The organism is Serratia sp. BNK-23, from assembly GCF_047456145.1.
Classification (GTDB): Bacteria; Pseudomonadota; Gammaproteobacteria; order Enterobacterales; family Enterobacteriaceae; genus Serratia; species Serratia nematodiphila.
In genome coordinates this window covers 3141582-3158570 of the sequence record NZ_CP179900.1, presented here as the reverse complement: position 1 = coordinate 3158570, position 16989 = coordinate 3141582, and the positions used below count along the sequence as shown (strand labels likewise).

The following is a 16989-nucleotide window of genomic DNA, read 5'->3' as shown; positions in this document are numbered from 1 at the left end:
TATGATTTATGACCTGCGTCGATGCTTTAGAGCACGGCGACGATGGCTTCACACAGCGGTGCCATGTTGTCCGGCGTCATGCCGGCCACGTTCACCCGGCCCGAGTTTACGGCGTATACGCCGAACTCTTCACGCAGACGCAGCACCTGTTCTTTGGTCAGGCCGCTGAATGAGAACATGCCGTTCTGCTGGATGATAAAGCTGAAGTCCTGTTGTGCGCCTTTCTCCTGTAGGGTGTTCACGAACAGCTGACGCATGCGGTGAATGCGCTGGCGCATGTCGGTCAGCTCCTGCTCCCACATCGCGCGCAGCGCGTCATTGCCCAGAATGGTGGCGACAACGGCCGCGCCGTGTGACGGCGGGTTGGAGTAGTTGGCGCGGATAGCCGCTTTCACCTGGCTGAAGGCGCGATCGGCAGTCTCGGCATCGGCAGCTACAAGGGTGCAAGCGCCGACGCGCTCATTGTACAGACCGAAGTTTTTCGAGTAGGAGCTGGCGACGATCAGTTCTTTATGTTTGGCGGCGAAAATACGCAGGCCTTGCGCATCTTCTTCCAGGCCGTTGGCGAAGCCCTGATAAGCGAAGTCGAACAGCGGCAACCACCCGTTGGCGACGGAAAGTTCAGCCAGCTGCGCCCACTGTTCCGGCGTTGGATCGATACCGGTCGGGTTATGGCAGCAGCCGTGGAACAGCACGACATCACCGGCCTGAGCCTGTTTCAGGCTGTTCAGCAGGCCGTCAAAATCCAGCGCGTGGTTGGCTGCGTCGTAGTAGGCGTACTCCAGCACTTCCAGGCCAACGGCGCTAAAGACGTTCTTGTGGTTCGGCCAGCTTGGGTTGCTGATCCAGATGCGCTTGGCGCTGGTCTGGTTGGCGATAAAGTCTGCCGCTACGCGCAAGCCGCCGGTGCCGCCTGGCGTCTGTGCGGTGCGTGCGCGACGATCGGTGACGATCGGGCTCTCTTTACCGAACAGCAGCTCTTGCGTGCAGCTGGCAAACGCCGGGATGCCTTCAATGCCGAGATAGTTTTTGGTGGTCTCGTTTTCCAGCAGATACTGTTCAGCTTTTTTTACGCTGGTCAGCACCGGGGTTTTGCCGGTTTCATCTTTATAAACGCCAATGCCTAAATTGATTTTATTCGGGCGGGCGTCGGCGCGGAAAATGTCGGTCAGGCCCAGGATCGGGTCGGCGGGTGCGGCGGTGATTTTTTCAAACATGTCAGGTGCTTCCAAATCTCGGAGTTAAGCAGACAGAAGCATCAGGGTAGCGCCAGTTATCGGCTTTGCCAACCGTTTGCGATAAAAACACCGCGATCTTGTGAACGGGAAGGATTCGACAGAAAAAATGAGGGATAAGGGGAAATCTGCAGGATAAAACGTTACCGGCAGACACAAATAAAAACAGGGCCGAAGCCCTGTTTTTTTAACTTAGCCGACGGTGAACCGCCGTTAAGCGAGACAACTTAGAACTGGTATACCAGACCAACAGCTACGATATCGTCAGTAGGGGTGCCGGTTGCTTTGGTGAACTCGTTGTCATCCAGCAGGTTGATTTTGTAATCAACGTAGGTGGACATGTTTTTGTTGAAGTAATAGGTGGTACCAACAGAAACATATTTAACCAGATCCTGATCAGAACCCACACCTGGGACGTTCAGGTTTTTACCTTTAGACTGCAGGTAAGACACTTCTGGACGCAGACCAAAGTCGAACTGGTACTGAGCGGTCACTTCGAAGTTCTGAGTTTTGCTCGCGAAGCCGCCGCACTTGTCATCGGTAGCTGCACAGCCAGCACCGAAGTTTTTGCCGCCGTAAGTGGTCATGTTACGGGTTTCTGCGTACATCGCGGCCAGGTAGACGTTGTTGGCGTCGTATTTCGCGCCCACGGTCCAAGCGTCAGCTTTTTTGCCTTTCTCGTTGGATTCGTCTTTCTGCTTATCGGTACGGTTGGAAGATGCGTATGCTGCACCTACGCTGATGCCTTCGCCGATGTCATAAGTAGAGGAGATGCCCCAGCCGTCGCCGTTTTGTTTCTTGATGTCGCGACCGTCGTTCTGGTTTTTGCCCTGGTATTGCAGAGCGAAGTTCAGACCGTCAACCAGACCGAAGAAGTTGTTGTTACGATAGGTCGCAACGCCGTTGGTACGGCCGGTCATGAAGTTGTCGGTGATGGTGTAGGTATCGCCACCGAACTCTGGCAGCATATCGGTCCAGCCTTCCACGTCGTACAGTACGCCGTAGTTACGGCCGTAGTCGAAGGAGCCGTAGTCAGCGAATTTCAGACCCGCGAAGCCCAGACGGGTTTTGGTGCCTTCGGTGCCCTGAGATTCGGCGTGGTTAGCCTGGACGTTGTATTCCCACTGGCCGTAACCGGTCAGTTGGTCAGTAATCTGAGTTTCACCTTTGAAGCCGAAACGAACATAGGTCTGATCGCCGTCATTACCTTTGTCGTCGGAGAAGTAGTGCAGACCGTCAACTTTGCCGTACAGATCCAGCTTGTTGCCGTCTTTGTTGTAGATTTCAGCTGCGTTTGCTGCACCAGCAGCCAACAGAGCCGGGATAACCACTGCAAGAATGTTGCGCTTCATCATTATTACCCTCATTGGTGTTATTCGGACACCTTTGCCACTGCCGCCAATAATTCCTTGGGAACTATTGTTGATAGATTGGTGTCGTCCTGTGTCTGAACGCAGTGTTCCATTCACAGGCGGGTTAATCTAGGACGAAAATGATACCAATGTCGCAATGAGGTTGCAAAAGGAAAGTATGTGTAACCAAATGTAATTTTTCGGGAACTTTGTGACGTGCGTCAATATTAAAAAATGCGAAAGGCCAGCGAGGCTGGCCTTTGTTTTGTAACGAAATCGTTTAAAAAACGTGTGATCGTATAAATTAGAAGCTTGCGTTACGTGGGGTGCGTGGGAACGGGATCACATCGCGCACGTTTTGCACGCCGGTGACATAGGCGATTAAACGTTCAAAGCCCAGGCCGAAACCGGAATGCGGCACGGTGCCGTAACGACGCAGATCGCGATACCACCAGTAGTCTTCCTTATTCAGGCCCATCTCTTCCAGACGCTGATCGAGTACGTCGAGACGTTCTTCACGCTGAGAGCCCCCGATGATTTCACCGATGCCCGGCGCCAGCACGTCCATGGCCGCGACGGTTTTGCCGTCTTCGTTCATGCGCATATAGAACGCTTTGATGTCTTTCGGGTAGTTTTTCACCACTACCGGCGCCTGGAAGTGTTTCTCCGCCAGATAACGCTCATGTTCGGAAGAGAGATCGATACCCCAGGAGACCGGGTTTTCGAAGGTTTGGCCAGAGGCCAGCAGGATCTCAATGGCGTCGGTGTAGTCTACCTGGGCGAAATCGGAAGAGACGAAGCGCTCCAGACGCGCGATAGCGTCTTTATCCACGCGCTCGGCGAAGAATTTCAGATCGTCTGCGCGTTCATCCAGCACAGCCTGGAACACATACTTCAGCATGCTTTCGGCCAGGCCGGCGACATCGTCCAGCGTCGCGAAGGCCACTTCCGGCTCGATCATCCAGAATTCCGCCAGGTGGCGGCTGGTGTTTGAGTTTTCGGCGCGGAAGGTTGGGCCGAAGGTGTATACCTTGGACAGCGCACAGGCGTAGGTTTCGCCGTTCAGCTGGCCGGAAACGGTGAGGAAGGCTTCCTTACCGAAGAAATCCTGGCTGAAATCGACGGCGCCCTTGTCGGTGCGCGGCAGGTTTTCCAGATCCAGCGTGGAGACGCGGAACATCTCGCCGGCGCCTTCGGTGTCGGAGGCGGTGATCAGCGGGGTAGATACCCAGAAATAGCCATTTTCATGGAAGAAGCGGTGGATCGCCTGCGCCAGGGTATGACGCACGCGCGCCACGGCGCCGATCAGGTTGGTGCGCGGGCGCAGGTGGGCCACTTCGCGCAGGTATTCGATGCTGTGACGTTTGGCCGCCATCGGGTAAGTATCCGGATCGTCGACCCAGCCGACCACTTTGATCGCGGTGGCCTGCAGCTCGAAGCTCTGGCCTTCGCCCGGTGAGGCGACGACCTTGCCGGTAACTTCAACCGAACAGCCGGTGGTCAGGTGCAGCACTTCATCTTGATAATTCGGCAGAGAATTATTAACGACGGCCTGTAACGGATCAAAGCAGGAACCGTCATAGACGGCCAGGAAGGAGATACCAGCTTTTGAATCTCTCCGGGTACGTACCCAGCCGCGTACGGTGACTTCACTGTCAACCGCAGCACGACCTTGCAGTACGTCGACTACAGGCACTACGCTCATAGATTTCTCTCTTTAATAATTTGGTTTAGAAATAGCTTACAACCCAAGAATATGGGGGTAATGGCTATGTTACTTGCCGCGGTGCAGAGCACAAGCAGAAATCATCGGATTGGCGCAACATTTATCGCGGCTGACTGAAAAGAGGGCGTTCGGGATAAAAACAAAAAAGCCGGCGCGTGAACCGGGCCGGCTTTCTCTCTTTATATAAAGAAGGCTCAGCTGGCTTTCTTCACCAGCGGCAGATCGAAGGCCTTGCGCAGGGCCCTGACGAACGCCTGGTCCTGGCAGATGGTCTTGCCGGGGCTGTCGGAGAGTTTGGCCACCGGCTTGCCTTTGCACTCGACCAGCTTGATCACGATATTTAACGGCTTAACGCCGGGAATATCGCAGGTCAGGCGCGTGCCGATGCCGAAGCCGAGATTAATGCGCTGATAGAAATGGCGATAGAGCGCCAGCGCTTTTTCCAGATCCAGATTGTCCGAGAACACCAGCGTTTTGCTCAGTGGGTCGATGCCCAGTTTCTGATAGTGGGCAATGGCCTTTTCACCCCACTCGACGGGATCGCCCGAATCGTGGCGAAGCCCCTGATAACGCTCGGCGAACTGTGGGCCGAAGTCGCGCAGGAAGGCATCCATGGTGATGCAGTCGGTGAGCGCGATGCCAAGCTGGTCCGGATATTCATCCAGCCAGGCCTGCAATGCGGCGCGCTGGCTGTTGGCCAGCACCGGGCTTATCTGCTGATGCGCCTGGAACCACTCATGCGCCTGCGTGCCGACCGGCGCCAGACCCAGCTGGTGCGCCAGATCGTAATTGCTGGTGCCCGACAGGTACGGGAATTCGGCCTGCAAGGTGCTGACGATGGCCTGTTGCACGCCCTGAGAGAAACGGCGGCGGGTGCCGAAGTCCATCAACTTGAAGCGCGAAAGATCCAGATCGCCCGCCAACGTCTTGAACTGCGCCAGCTTGGTTTGCAGATGCGCCACCGCCTGTTCCGGCGTCGCCAGCGGCGAGCGCCGGCGGTGCACCACTTCGCTGATCACCGCCAGCAATGGGACTTCCCACATGATCACTTCACGCCAGGGGCCGGCGATGCGGATTTGCAGCTTGCCGTCGCGGTTGTCGATGGTGACCTGCTGCGGATCGTAGCGGAACGTTCGCAGCCAGTTCAGGTAATCTTGACGGAAGAAGGGCAGGCCCGAAAGATAAGCGAATTCGGCGTCGGTTAGCGCCAGCCGGCTCATCAGCGCCACCTGCGCGCGGATCTCGTCGGCATATTCGCCCAGCAGTTCGTCGCCGCGGCAGCGGAATTCCGCCGCCACGCTGATCGCGGGATAGCGATGGAACACTGCTTGCTGCATATGAAGCTTATAAGCATCGGTATCAAGCAGTGATGTCAAAATCGGGGAAGCGTATTGAGTCATAGCGCGTTACAGCATCCTCGTCAGGCGCGTGTCCAAATCCGGATAATCATAAAAGTGGGGGTGGAGTATACCCGGATTATCCTGTTATTGAAGCTGCATCACACCATAAATCACCGAAGCGGGTCGAGGATTAAACGTGCCTTTATGGCAGCCGGATAGCGGCGGAGAGGAAAAAAAGCCAGATATGCCTGTAAGGTGAATGACTTAGCCTAATTAGTCATAAAAATTATAATGTTAATTATTTTAAACAGCGAATCAGATAAAGCCGGCCTGGGTATGCACGCTGACCCGATCCTTGCCGTTCTTTTTGCAAAAGTAGAGCGCTTCGTCCGCCTGTTTGATCGCCGCCTGCAGCGCGGTGAACGCGCTGACTGGCGCAATGCCGCAGCTGGTGGTGAAACGCACTTGCCGTCCGTCGGCCAGATTTAGCGTCAGGCGATGAGTACGGGCGCGCAATTGCTCCATGATGTCCCGCGCGTTGTCCAACGAACAGTTGCCCAGCAGCACCGCGAACTCTTCGCCGCCATAGCGGCAGAAGATGTCGCTGGCGCGGAACGCGCGTTGCAGCAGGTGGCCGAAGGCCACCAGCGCCCGGTCACCCACGTCGTGGCCGTAGCTGTCGTTGAGTTGTTTGAAATTGTCGATGTCGATCAGGCAAAAGGCCTGCGGGTAGCTGGCGTTGCCCAGCAGTTGACATTCAAGGAAGAATTTACGGCGGTTGTAGATATTGGTGAGCGGATCGAGGAAGGAAGAGGCCTCGAGCTCTTTAATCAGCAGTTGTTTCTCGCTCTCCAGCGAGACCTTGTCCAGTTGGTATTGCCTGAGCTGCTGAATGGCGTCGCTGATGGCGATCAATTCCTGGCTGTAGAAGGCGTCGTTGCGATCGATATTCATCTCACCGCGCGACAGCCGCACGATATTGTTGTGGGTCTTGGTCAGCCAGCGGTTGATGCTGGTGCAGAACACCAGCGCCGGCAAAATGAACAGCAAAACCACCAGGCCGGCCAGCGCGATCATGCCGTAAATGGTCGTCTGGCTGTCGTAAATCTTGTGGCGCGAGGCGAGGGTTTCCAATTCAAAACTGCGTTGATACAGCGCCTGCGAAAGCTCGCTCACATCGTCGACATAGCGCGAAATAAGCGCTGTGGGGTAGGGCTTATGGGTATCGATAGCGATATACAGCCCATTGGTAATCTGCTGGAGGCGCTCAGCGGACACTTGGGCGAGCAACGCATTGACGATGTTAGTGATTTGTCCATCGTCGTAGTTGATCTTCATGAAGATCAATCGGGTGCTCAGCGCGTTCAGCACGCCGGTTAGCTGAATGGACTTCAGATAGGCGTCTTTGCGAACGAGCTGGCTGACGTTGACGTCGATAATCTGATCGCTCAATTCCGTCAATGACATATTTAGCCGGTTATTGAGGCGGATGGCCTCGAGAAACATAAAGGAGTCGGTATCCACCATCCGGGTATCGTAGGTGTAGCGGTAATAACTCTTGCTGGTTTGCGAGATGTAATAGGCGCTGTTGATGTTGAACAGATTGGCGTTGGTGTTATTGACCTGCGAAAGCTGCAGGTTGTCATTATCCAGCAGCTGTTCCATCAAAGCGATCATCGACAGCGCGGCGATTTTTTGCTGAACCCCAAGCTGTCTGGCGACCTCATCGTCCAGATGTTCGCGGATCCGGGTGATTCTCTCACGCGCCACCCGATCGGCGGCCAAACATTGCGCACGGGTGATTTGCGGATCGATCAGGCTCAATCGTTTGAGGCGATGAGCCAGCAACGCAGCCTGAAAAGCTTCGGAAATTTCTTTGGCGCGATCAATTTTGTACAGGTTTAGCTGGTTGTCGCGGTAGTCGGTATGGGCTTCGAGCAGCTCATCGACGATGAACAGAGAGAAAGAAGTCATCAGGCACAGGGTGAAAAAATAGATTGCGTATTTAATCTTCATAATGCGAGCCATCCCTGAACCTGATGCCGCAATTATACCACCATGCCGCCGGTGTCGCCTCAACTATGCCGGCGCGCCGCGATGGCGGTTTTTTAGCAGTAAATGCTGATTTTTATTTGGCCATTGGTCACCCGCACTGCCGCCTGCCGGGCGATTTATGATTTGCCTCTGATTTCTCTCTCCTGGTCGCCCTGCGGCTCTGGGCTTTTCGGCCAGCTGTGATACAGTTTATTCACAATTCAGGCTCACCGCGCGCCGCAGGGGAACATACCGGCTGCGGTACGAAGGAGAAGAGCAGCCTGGCACCTATAACTCACTGAGACGTTTAAGGGTTTTTATGACACAACAGCCACAGGCAAAATACCGCCACGATTATCGCGCGCCCGATTACACCACGACCGATATCGATTTGGACTTCAGTCTGGACGCGGAAACCACGCGCGTGACCGCCGTCAGTAAAATCAAACGTCAGGGGGCGGCCGGTGCACCGCTGGTGCTGGATGGCGAAGATTTGACGCTGGTGAGCATTCAGGTGGACGGCCAACCGTGGAGCGCCTACCATCAGCAGGATAACCAGCTGATCATCGAAGAGTTGCCGGCACAATTCACTCTTACCATTGTCAACGATATTCACCCGGCGAAGAACACCGCGCTGGAAGGGCTGTACCTGTCCGGCGATGCGCTGTGCACGCAATGCGAAGCCGAAGGCTTCCACCACATTACTTATTACCAGGATCGCCCGGACGTGCTGGCGCGCTTTACCACCCGCATCGTGGCCGACAAGACGCGCTATCCGTTCCTGCTGTCGAACGGCAACCGCATCGGCCAGGGCGAATTGGCCGATGGCCGCCACTGGGTGCAATGGCAGGATCCGTTCCCGAAACCTTGCTACCTGTTCGCGCTGGTGGCGGGGGATTTCGACGTGCTGCGCGACAGCTTCACCACCCGTTCCGGCCGTAAGGTCGCACTGGAGCTGTTCGTCGATCGCGGCAACCTGGATCGCGCCGACTGGGCAATGACTTCGTTGAAGAACTCGATGAAGTGGGACGAGACCCGCTTCGGCCTGGAATATGATCTCGACATTTATATGATTGTGGCGGTCGATTTCTTCAATATGGGCGCGATGGAGAACAAAGGGTTAAATATCTTTAACTCCAAATATGTGCTGGCGAAGGCGGAAACCGCGACCGACAAGGATTACCTGAACATCGAAGCGGTGATCGGCCACGAATACTTCCACAACTGGACCGGTAACCGCGTGACCTGCCGCGACTGGTTCCAGCTCAGTCTGAAAGAGGGGCTGACGGTGTTCCGCGATCAGGAATTCAGTTCCGATCTGGGATCGCGTTCGGTCAACCGCATCGACAATGTGCGCGTGATGCGCGGCGCGCAGTTTGCCGAAGACGCCAGCCCGATGGCGCACGCCATCCGCCCGGACAAAGTCATCGAGATGAACAACTTCTACACCCTCACGGTGTATGAAAAGGGTTCCGAGGTGATCCGCATGATGCATACCCTGTTGGGGGAGGAGAACTTCCAGAAAGGGATGCAGCTCTATTTCGAACGCCACGACGGCAGCGCCGCTACCTGCGACGATTTCGTGCAGGCGATGGAGGATGCGTCTAACGTCGATCTGTCGCGCTTCCGCCGTTGGTATAGCCAGTCCGGCACGCCGCTGTTGACGGTGCGCGACGAGTACGATGCGGAAACTCAGCAATATCGCCTGCATGTCAGCCAGAAAACTGCGCCGACTGCCGATCAGCCGGAGAAGTTGCCGCTGCATATTCCGCTGGATATCGAACTGTACGACAGCGAAGGCAATGTCATTCCATTGCAAAAAGGCGGCCTGCCGGTCAACAACGTGCTGAACGTCACCGAAGCGGAGCAGACCTTCGTGTTCGACGGCGTGGCGCACAAGCCGGTACCGTCGCTGCTGCGCGAATTCTCCGCGCCGGTGAAACTGGACTATCCGTACAGCGATCAGCAACTGACCTTCCTGATGCAGCACGCACGCAATGAATTTGCACGTTGGGATGCGGCACAGAGCCTGCTGGCGACCTATATCAAGCTGAACGTGGCGCGGCACCAGCAGAAGCAGCCACTGTCGCTGCCGCTGCACGTGGCCGATGCGTTCCGTGCGGTGCTGCTGGACGAAAAACTGGATCCGGCGCTGGCGGCGCAGATCCTGACGCTGCCGTCGGAGAACGAAATCGCCGAGCTGTTTGCCACTATCGATCCGGAAGCGATCGCCGCGGTGCACGAAGCGATCGTACGCTGCCTGGCGCGGGAGTTGGCCGAAGAGTGGCTGGCGGTGTATCACGCCAACAAGACCGACGGCTACCGCGTGGAGCATGCCGAGATCGCCAAGCGCGCCTTGCGCAATGTGTGCCTGGGCTATCTGGCGTTCGGCGAAGATGAGGCGCTGGCGGACCAGCTGGTGAACGAACAGTATCGCCAGGCGGACAACATGACCGACTCGCTGGCGGCGCTGTCTGCCGCGGTCGCGGCCCAGCTGCCGTGCCGCGATGCGCTGCTGGCGGCGTTCGACGAGCGCTGGCATCAGGATGGCCTGGTGATGGACAAATGGTTCGTGCTGCAGGGCGGCAGCCCGGCGGCAGACGTGTTGAGCAAGGTGCGCGCGCTGTTGCAACACCGCTCGTTCAGCCTGAGCAACCCGAACCGCACCCGTTCGCTGATCGGCGGCTTCGCTTCCGGCAACCCGGCGGCGTTCCATGCCGCGGACGGCAGCGGCTATCAGTTCCTGGTGGAGATCCTCAGCGATCTCAACCAGCGCAACCCGCAGATCGCCGCGCGCCTGATCGAACCGCTGATTCGCCTGAAGCGTTACGATGCCGGCCGCCAGGCGCTGATGCGTAAGGCGCTGGAACAGCTGAAAGGGTTGGAAAACCTGTCCGGCGATCTGTACGAGAAGATCAGCAAGGCGCTCGACGCCTGATTTTTTCGCGCTAGAGACATCAAGGGACGGCCTGGGCCGTCCCTTTTTCATTCATTCAATTCGCCGCCCGGCGCGCGGCGTCCGTCGCGGCAGGCGGCGATAACACCCGTTCCAGCACTTCGGCCTCCAGTTCCGCCAGCCTGGCCGAGCCTTTGCGGCGCGGCCGCGGCAGATCGATGCTCAGATCCAGCCCGATATGCCCCTCTTCAATCAGGATCACCCGATCCGCCAGCGCGATGGCTTCGCTGACGTCATGTGTGACCAGCAGTACGGTAAAACCGTGTTGTAGCCACAGCGTCTCTATCAGACCTTGCATCTCGATGCGCGTCAGGGCATCCAGCGCCCCGAGCGGTTCGTCCAGCAGCAGCAGGCGGGGGCGGTGGATCAGCGCGCGCGCCAGGGCGACCCGCTGTTTTTGTCCGCCGGACAGCGCCGCCGGCCAATCGCGGGCGCGATCCGCCAAACCGACCGCTTCCAGGGCTTGCAACGCCGCGTCGCGCCACTGGCCGCGCAGCCCCAGACCCACGTTATCGATCACCGTTTTCCATGGCAGCAGGCGCGCATCCTGAAACATCAACCGGGTATCCTCTTTAGCGGCGGCGAGCGGCGCGTTGCCGCTGAGCAAAGCGCCGCTGCTGGCCTGTTCCAGGCCGGCCAACAGGCGCAGCAGGGTGCTCTTGCCGCAGCCGCTGCGGCCAACCACCGCCACGAACTGCCCGGCGGAAATGCGCAGCTGAATATTGTCCAGCACCGTGCGGTTGCCGTAACGTTTGCCGATAGACTCCAGCGTCACCGGCGTGCCTTGCGCAAGGCGAGCGGGAAGGGTCATAGCGCTTCTCCCTGTTTCAGTTGATAGGCCGGATGCCAGCGCAACCAGACGCGCTCCAGCAGCTGCGCGCCCACGTCCGCCAGCTTGCCGAGCAGGGCGTACAGCACGATCGCCACCACCACCACGTCGGTTTGCAGAAATTCACGCGCGTTCATCGCCAGGTAGCCGATGCCCGAATTGGCCGAGATGGTTTCGGCGACGATCAGCGTCAGCCACATGAAGCCGAGAGCGAAACGCACGCCGACCATAATCGACGGCAGCGCGCCCGGCAGCACCACCTGTGTAAACAGGCGAAAACCGCTCAGGCCGTAGCTGCGGGCCATCTCCAACAGGCCGCGATCGATGTTTTTGATGCCGTGATAGGTATTGAGATAAATCGGGAACAGCGTACCGAGCGCCACCAGAAAGATCTTGGCGGATTCATCGATGCCGAACCACAGGATCACCAACGGGATCAGCGCCAGATGCGGCACGTTGCGGATCATTTGCACCGAGCTGTCCAGCAGGCGTTCGCCCCAGCGCGACAGCCCGGTAATAAAGCCGAGTATCAGTCCGATGCTGCCGCCGATGGCGAAGCCTAACAACGCGCGCTGGCTGCTGATGCTCAGGTGCTGCCACAGTTCGCCGCTTTGGCTCAGGCGCCAGAAGGCGGCCAGCACCGCACTCGGCGCCGGCAAAATGCGGTTGGACAGCCAGCCGGTTTCGACGGCGATTTGCCAGATGATCACCAGCGCCAGCGGCAGCGTCCAGGGGGCCAGCCGATACAGGATGCGTTGTACGTTATTTGCCATCGGGGCGCTCCTCAGCTCTGCGATACTTTTTGCGGAACATAGATGTTGGCCACCACTTCGCCCTGCGGACGCACCGGCTGAAGGCGAGCGGGCGTTTCCTCCTGCGCTAGATCGAGGTGCGGGAACAGCAGTTCGCCGACGCGGTAGGCCTCTTCCAGATGCGGATAGCCGGAGAGAATAAAGGTGTCGATGCCCAGATCGGCATATTCCTGCATGCGCGCCGCGACCGTCGGGCCATCGCCCACCAGCGCGGTGCCGGCGCCGCCGCGCACCAGGCCGATGCCGGCCCACAGGTTCGGGCTGATCTCCAGGTTATCCTTTTTGCCGCCGTGCAGCGCCGCCATGCGCCGTTGGCCGACGGAGTCGAAGCGCGCAAAGGCCTGCTGCGCGTTGGCGATGGTTTCCTCATCGAGGTGGGCGATCAGCCGGTCAGCGGCGCGCCAGGCTTCTTCGGTGGTTTCCCGCACGATGACGTGCAGCCGGATGCCGAAACGCACCTGGCGGCCTTTCGCCGCCGCTTTGGCGCGCACCTCTTCGATCTTCGCCTTAACCTGCGCCGGCGGCTCTCCCCAGGTGAGATACATTTCTACCTGCTCGGCGGCCAGATCCTGCGCGGCGGCGGAGGATCCGCCGAAATAGAGCGGCGGGCGCGGCTGTTGCACCGGCGGGAACAGCAGTTTGGCGCCTTTCACCTGAATATGCTTGCCGTGGAAATCGACGGTTTCCCCTTCCAGCACCCGGCGCCAGATGTGGGTGAACTCGGTTGAGGCTTCGTAGCGTTCTTCATGGCTAAGGTGCAGCCCCTCGGCCGCCAGCTCTTCCGGATCGCCGCCGGTGACCAGATTGAACAGCGCGCGCCCGTTGGACAGGCGATCCAGCGTCGCCGCCTGGCGCGCCGCCAGCGTAGGGGAGATGATGCCCGGCCGCAGCGCGACCAAAAATTTCAGCCGCTGGGTGACCGGGATCAGCGAGGCGGCCACCAGCCAGGAGTCTTCGCAGGAGCGGCCGGTGGGGATCAGCACGCCGCCGAATCCCAGCCGATCCGCCGCCTGGGCGATCTGCTGCAAGTAACCGTGATCGACGCTGCGCGCCCCTTGTGCGCTGCCAAGATAGTGGCCGTCGCCGTGGGTGGGTAAAAACCAGAAAACGTTCAGGCTCATCGTCAATGCTCTCCCGTATTTATTGCGCGCTAGGGCGCCAGATGCGTTGCGAGATGTCGACCTTCACCGGCACCAGCCGGTTGGTGTAAAACAGGTCGGCGGTTTGCTGCTGCGCGGCGATGGTATGCGCATCGAGCGGTGTGATGGCGGTCGGGGGGCGGTGATCCAGATAGCTGGCGATCACCGGTTCCGGCAGCCCCATGGCGTTGGCCAGCAAGGTCACGCTTTGCGCCCGGTCGCTGCGGGTGAGCGCATCGGCCTGGGTCAGCACCGTCAGGATCTGGCTGATAAAGGCGCCGTTGGCTTCGACATAAGGGCGCGCCGCCAGATAGAAGGAGCCGGTCTGGTTCAGATCGGTGCCGTCGCCGAGCACCCGCACGCCGCCCTGCAGCAGCGCGGCGGAATAATAAGGATCCCAGATCGCCCAGGCATCGACGTTGCCCTGTTGGAATGCGGCGCGCGCATCGGCGGGCGTCAGATAGGCGGGCTGGATATCCGTAAATTTCAGTCCGGCTTTTTGCAGCGATCGCAGCAGCAGGTTATGTGAGCTGGATCCTTTCTGGAACGCGACCTTATGGTCTTTCAGATCTGCGACGGTTTTGATCGGGCTGTTTTCCGGCACCAGGATCACTTCCGCCTTCGGTTTGGGCGGCTCAACGCCGACATACAGCAGATCGGCCCCGGCGGCCTGCGCGAAGATCGGCGGAATATCGCCGGTGCTGCCCAGATCGATGCTGCCGACGTTCAGGGCCTCCAGCATTTGCGGGCCGGCGGGAAACTCGATCCAACTGATGCGGGTGGCGGGGAAACGTTCCTCCAGCAGCCGGTGGCTCTTCGCCAGCACCAGACTGACCGATCCTTTTTGGTAGCCGATGCGGAACTGCGCCGGATCCTGAGCGACGGCGGCGTTGGCCCAAACCAGCGACAGCAGGCCGGTGAAGGCGGCGGCGCTCAGCCAACGCCGCAAAGCAATGCGTTGTTTCATTCAGGCTCTCCTTTTCCAGGCGTTTCAGGCGGTTTGACGCGCCGCCAGTGGCGAGGCGACGCGCAGCGCCGGCGGTTTGCGGCGGCCAAGTGCCAGATAGAAACTGGCCAGTGCCTCTTCCAGCCGGGCGGCCACGGCGTCGGTGAGCGTGGCGCCTTCGTCGGTCAGCTGGATCTGGCTGTCGTCGGCGAACACGCCGTGCAGCACCTCTTGCGCTTTCAGCGCCGCCAGTACCGGTTTCAACGCATAGTCCACCGCCAGCATGTGGCCGATCGAACCACCGGTCGCCAGCGGCAACACCACCTTATGATCCAGAGCGCGTTCCGGCAGCAGATCCAGCAGGGTTTTCAGCGCGCCGGAGAACGACGCTTTATAAACCGGCGTGGAAATCAGCAGGCCGTCGGCCTGCGCCAGCTGCTCGGCAAACGCCTTGATCGCCGGACTGTTGAAGTTGGCGTACAGCAGATCTTCGGCGTCAAAGTCGTGCAGGGTATAGGCCGTCACTTCCACCCCTTGCTGCCGCAGCCAGTTCTGACTCAGCGAGAGCAGCGCGGCGGAACGTGATGGGATGCGTGGGCTACCGGCCAGTGATATAACGCGCATTGCCACTCCTTATAACTAAAAGTTAGGTTTAATTAGAAAATCAATAGGAAGTGTTTTAAACCTACCAGCAACCCGGCGCGTTTTTTAAATCTCATTTTTTGATTTGGATATGCGCAAAAGCGGATTAGCGCCGATTTGGCGGTGAAGAGGGAAAACGATTGCGTAAAAACGGCTTTTTTTGCCTTTAATCAATTCCAATTAGGCGGGGGATACCGGATAATACGCCCCCGGTTTGCAACCGGGAAATCAGGAGAGTCCATGTACTACCCCCTCATCAGGAAAGCGTTGTTCCAGCTCGATCCGGAGCGCGCGCACGAAGTGACCTTTCGTCAGCTCAGCCGTATTACCGGCACCCCATTAGCGTTTCTTGTCCGTCAGTCCGTGCCGACCAAACCGGTCAACTGCATGGGGCTGTCGTTTAAAAACCCGCTGGGATTGGCCGCCGGTCTGGATAAAAACGGCGAATGCATCGATGCGTTCGGCGCGATGGGCTTCGGCCATGTGGAAGTCGGCACCGTGACGCCGCGTCCGCAACCGGGCAACGACAAGCCGCGCTTGTTCCGCGTGGTTGAGGCGGAAGGCCTGATTAACCGCATGGGGTTCAATAACCATGGCGTGGACAATCTGGTTGAAAACGTTAAGAAATCCCATTTCGGCGGCATTCTTGGGATCAATATCGGCAAGAATAAAGACACGCCGGTCGAGCAGGGCAAAGACGATTATTTGATCTGCATGGATAAAGTTTATCCGTATGCCGGATATATCGCGATTAACATCTCTTCACCGAATACGCCGGGGTTACGATCCTTACAGTATGGCGAAGCGCTGGACGATCTTTTGGCTGCGATTAAAAATAAGCAGCAGGAATTACATGCGCGTCATCACAAATATGTGCCGGTGGCGGTAAAGATCGCGCCGGATCTTTCAGAAGAAGAATTGATCCAAATTGCCGATAGCCTGGTGCGGCATAATATCGATGGCGTGATCGCCACCAATACCACGTTGGATCGAAAATTGATCCAGGGGTTGAATTACTGCGAACAAGCGGGCGGGTTAAGCGGGCGTCCGTTGCAATCACGCAGCACCGAAGTTATCCGTCGTCTCTCCACCGAACTGCAGGGGCGCCTGCCGATTATTGGCGTAGGCGGCATCGATTCGCTGACGGCGGCGCGCGAAAAAATGGAGGCCGGCGCGAGCCTGCTGCAAATTTATTCCGGATTTATCTATCACGGCCCGCGTTTGATTAAAGATATCGTTACCCATATCTAATATTTTTCCTCTCATTTTATTCCGGGGGTTTATTTCTGCCCCCGGCTCGTCTATATTTTGTTCGTTAGCTTAAATATCGTTCGCGGAATTATCCGATGTTTAAGCGATTTCATCGGTGATAAAATCGCCTTTTAGGGTGAGTGCGGCGTTGGCATAGGCAGCGAGAAGGATACGAAATGAAGATAAAACCTGACGATAATTGGCGTTGGTATTTTGATGCCGAACACGATCGGCTAATGCTGGATTTAGCTAATGGTATGATCTTTCGTTCACGTTTCCCGGCCAAAATGTTAACGCCGGACGCCTTTGATGAATGTGCTTTTTGCGTGGATGACGCCGCCCTTTATTTCACCTATGAAGAACAGTGCAAGCAGGTCAAGCTTAGCCATGAACAGCGCGCCGAGCTGGTGCTGAATGCGCTGGTCGCCTATCGCTTCCTGAAACCGCTGATGCCAAAGAGCTGGCATTTCTCGCAGCAGCATTACCCGCTGCAGCCGAAAAACGGCGAGCTGGCGGCGGTGAAAGTGATGGAGAGCGGCGCGGAAGCGCGCTTGCTGGTGGTGGAGGCCGGGGATAACGCCAGCCTGTGCCTGCTGGCGCAAAATCAGCTGACGGTCGCCGGCCGTACCATGGTCTTGGGCGACGCCATCAAGGTGATGCACGATCGGCTGAAGCCCTGCGCACAGGATGAAAGCGCCGCCCCGGCTTACGACAGGGCGGTATAAGG

The 16989-nt window shown here is 57.9% G+C and carries 13 protein-coding genes; 3 read left to right on the top strand and 10 right to left on the bottom strand.

The window, feature by feature from the left end; all coding sequences use genetic code 11:
* Window positions 1-26: 26 nt before the first annotated feature.
* The 5 genes from ACMGF9_RS15080 to ACMGF9_RS15060 all read right to left on the bottom strand — a co-directional run bounded on the left by ACMGF9_RS15080 (window position 27) and on the right by ACMGF9_RS15060 (window position 7669).
* Window positions 27-1217: an amino acid aminotransferase gene (locus ACMGF9_RS15080; RefSeq protein WP_160125312.1), complete on the bottom strand. Its 1191-nt coding sequence runs from the start codon at window positions 1215-1217 to the stop codon at window positions 27-29.
* Between the two features lie 245 nt (window positions 1218-1462).
* Window positions 1463-2590 (bottom strand): porin OmpC, encoded by a 1128-nt coding sequence (ompC, locus tag ACMGF9_RS15075; RefSeq protein WP_414160303.1) that lies wholly within the window; start codon window positions 2588-2590, stop codon window positions 1463-1465.
* 301 nt (window positions 2591-2891) lie between these two features.
* Window positions 2892-4292, bottom strand: a complete 1401-nt coding sequence (gene asnS, locus ACMGF9_RS15070; RefSeq protein WP_015377341.1) for an asparagine--tRNA ligase — start codon at window positions 4290-4292, stop codon at window positions 2892-2894.
* A gap of 215 nt (window positions 4293-4507) precedes the next feature.
* Window positions 4508-5713, bottom strand: a complete 1206-nt coding sequence (pncB, locus tag ACMGF9_RS15065) for a nicotinate phosphoribosyltransferase (RefSeq protein WP_004928202.1) — start codon at window positions 5711-5713, stop codon at window positions 4508-4510.
* Between the two features lie 255 nt (window positions 5714-5968).
* Complete coding sequence (locus ACMGF9_RS15060) at window positions 5969-7669, bottom strand: GGDEF domain-containing protein (protein ID WP_031299850.1); 1701 nt, start codon at window positions 7667-7669, stop codon at window positions 5969-5971.
* A gap of 337 nt (window positions 7670-8006) precedes the next feature.
* On the opposite strand from ACMGF9_RS15060, the gene pepN reads away from it, so the two are divergent.
* Window positions 8007-10625, top strand: a complete 2619-nt coding sequence (pepN, locus tag ACMGF9_RS15055; RefSeq protein ID WP_414160302.1) for an aminopeptidase N — start codon at window positions 8007-8009, stop codon at window positions 10623-10625.
* 55 nt (window positions 10626-10680) lie between these two features.
* Here pepN and ssuB read toward each other — a convergent pair whose 3' ends face one another.
* Genes ssuB through ssuE form a run of 5 tightly spaced genes read right to left on the bottom strand, consistent with a single transcriptional unit; the run spans window position 10681 to window position 14993 of the window.
* The gene (gene ssuB / locus ACMGF9_RS15050) at window positions 10681-11454 is read right to left on the bottom strand and encodes an aliphatic sulfonates ABC transporter ATP-binding protein (RefSeq protein ID WP_015377344.1); all 774 of its coding nucleotides are present in this window, start codon (window positions 11452-11454) and stop codon (window positions 10681-10683) included.
* Window positions 11451-12245: an aliphatic sulfonate ABC transporter permease SsuC gene (gene ssuC, locus ACMGF9_RS15045; RefSeq protein ID WP_015377345.1), complete on the bottom strand. Its 795-nt coding sequence runs from the start codon at window positions 12243-12245 to the stop codon at window positions 11451-11453. Before ssuC ends, ssuB begins: the two co-directional genes overlap by 4 nt.
* An 11-nt stretch (window positions 12246-12256) precedes the next feature.
* Window positions 12257-13405: an FMNH2-dependent alkanesulfonate monooxygenase gene (gene ssuD / locus ACMGF9_RS15040; RefSeq protein ID WP_015377346.1), complete on the bottom strand. Its 1149-nt coding sequence runs from the start codon at window positions 13403-13405 to the stop codon at window positions 12257-12259.
* A 19-nt stretch (window positions 13406-13424) separates the two neighbouring features.
* Window positions 13425-14390, bottom strand: a complete 966-nt coding sequence (locus ACMGF9_RS15035) for a sulfonate ABC transporter substrate-binding protein (protein WP_088381439.1) — start codon at window positions 14388-14390, stop codon at window positions 13425-13427.
* Window positions 14391-14414: 24 nt separating this feature from the next.
* The gene (ssuE, locus tag ACMGF9_RS15030) at window positions 14415-14993 is read right to left on the bottom strand and encodes an NADPH-dependent FMN reductase (RefSeq protein WP_004928176.1); all 579 of its coding nucleotides are present in this window, start codon (window positions 14991-14993) and stop codon (window positions 14415-14417) included.
* A 258-nt stretch (window positions 14994-15251) separates the two neighbouring features.
* On the opposite strand from ssuE, the gene pyrD reads away from it, so the two are divergent.
* The gene (gene pyrD / locus ACMGF9_RS15025) at window positions 15252-16262 is read left to right on the top strand and encodes a quinone-dependent dihydroorotate dehydrogenase (protein ID WP_015377348.1); all 1011 of its coding nucleotides are present in this window, start codon (window positions 15252-15254) and stop codon (window positions 16260-16262) included.
* Between the two features lie 176 nt (window positions 16263-16438).
* A complete protein-coding gene (locus ACMGF9_RS15020; protein ID WP_004928171.1) occupies window positions 16439-16987 on the top strand; it encodes a cell division protein ZapC in 549 nt (182 codons plus the stop codon).
* Window positions 16988-16989: the final 2 nt, after the last annotated feature.

Excerpts from the sequence above, each read along its gene's own strand:
- ACMGF9_RS15080 (WP_160125312.1), bottom strand. The coding sequence starts at position 1,217 with ATGTTTGAAAAAATCACCGCCGCACCCGCCGACCCGATCCTGGGCCTG.
- ompC (WP_414160303.1), bottom strand. The coding sequence starts at position 2,590 with ATGATGAAGCGCAACATTCTTGCAGTGGTTATCCCGGCTCTGTTGGCT.
- asnS (WP_015377341.1), bottom strand. The coding sequence starts at position 4,292 with ATGAGCGTAGTGCCTGTAGTCGACGTACTGCAAGGTCGTGCTGCGGTT.
- pncB (WP_004928202.1), bottom strand. The coding sequence starts at position 5,713 with ATGACTCAATACGCTTCCCCGATTTTGACATCACTGCTTGATACCGAT.
- ACMGF9_RS15060 (WP_031299850.1), bottom strand. The coding sequence starts at position 7,669 with ATGAAGATTAAATACGCAATCTATTTTTTCACCCTGTGCCTGATGACT.
- pepN (WP_414160302.1), top strand. The coding sequence starts at position 8,007 with ATGACACAACAGCCACAGGCAAAATACCGCCACGATTATCGCGCGCCC.
- ssuB (WP_015377344.1), bottom strand. The coding sequence starts at position 11,454 with ATGACCCTTCCCGCTCGCCTTGCGCAAGGCACGCCGGTGACGCTGGAG.
- ssuC (WP_015377345.1), bottom strand. The coding sequence starts at position 12,245 with ATGGCAAATAACGTACAACGCATCCTGTATCGGCTGGCCCCCTGGACG.
- ssuD (WP_015377346.1), bottom strand. The coding sequence starts at position 13,405 with ATGAGCCTGAACGTTTTCTGGTTTTTACCCACCCACGGCGACGGCCAC.
- ACMGF9_RS15035 (WP_088381439.1), bottom strand. The coding sequence starts at position 14,390 with ATGAAACAACGCATTGCTTTGCGGCGTTGGCTGAGCGCCGCCGCCTTC.
- ssuE (WP_004928176.1), bottom strand. The coding sequence starts at position 14,993 with ATGCGCGTTATATCACTGGCCGGTAGCCCACGCATCCCATCACGTTCC.
- pyrD (WP_015377348.1), top strand. The coding sequence starts at position 15,252 with ATGTACTACCCCCTCATCAGGAAAGCGTTGTTCCAGCTCGATCCGGAG.
- ACMGF9_RS15020 (WP_004928171.1), top strand. The coding sequence starts at position 16,439 with ATGAAGATAAAACCTGACGATAATTGGCGTTGGTATTTTGATGCCGAA.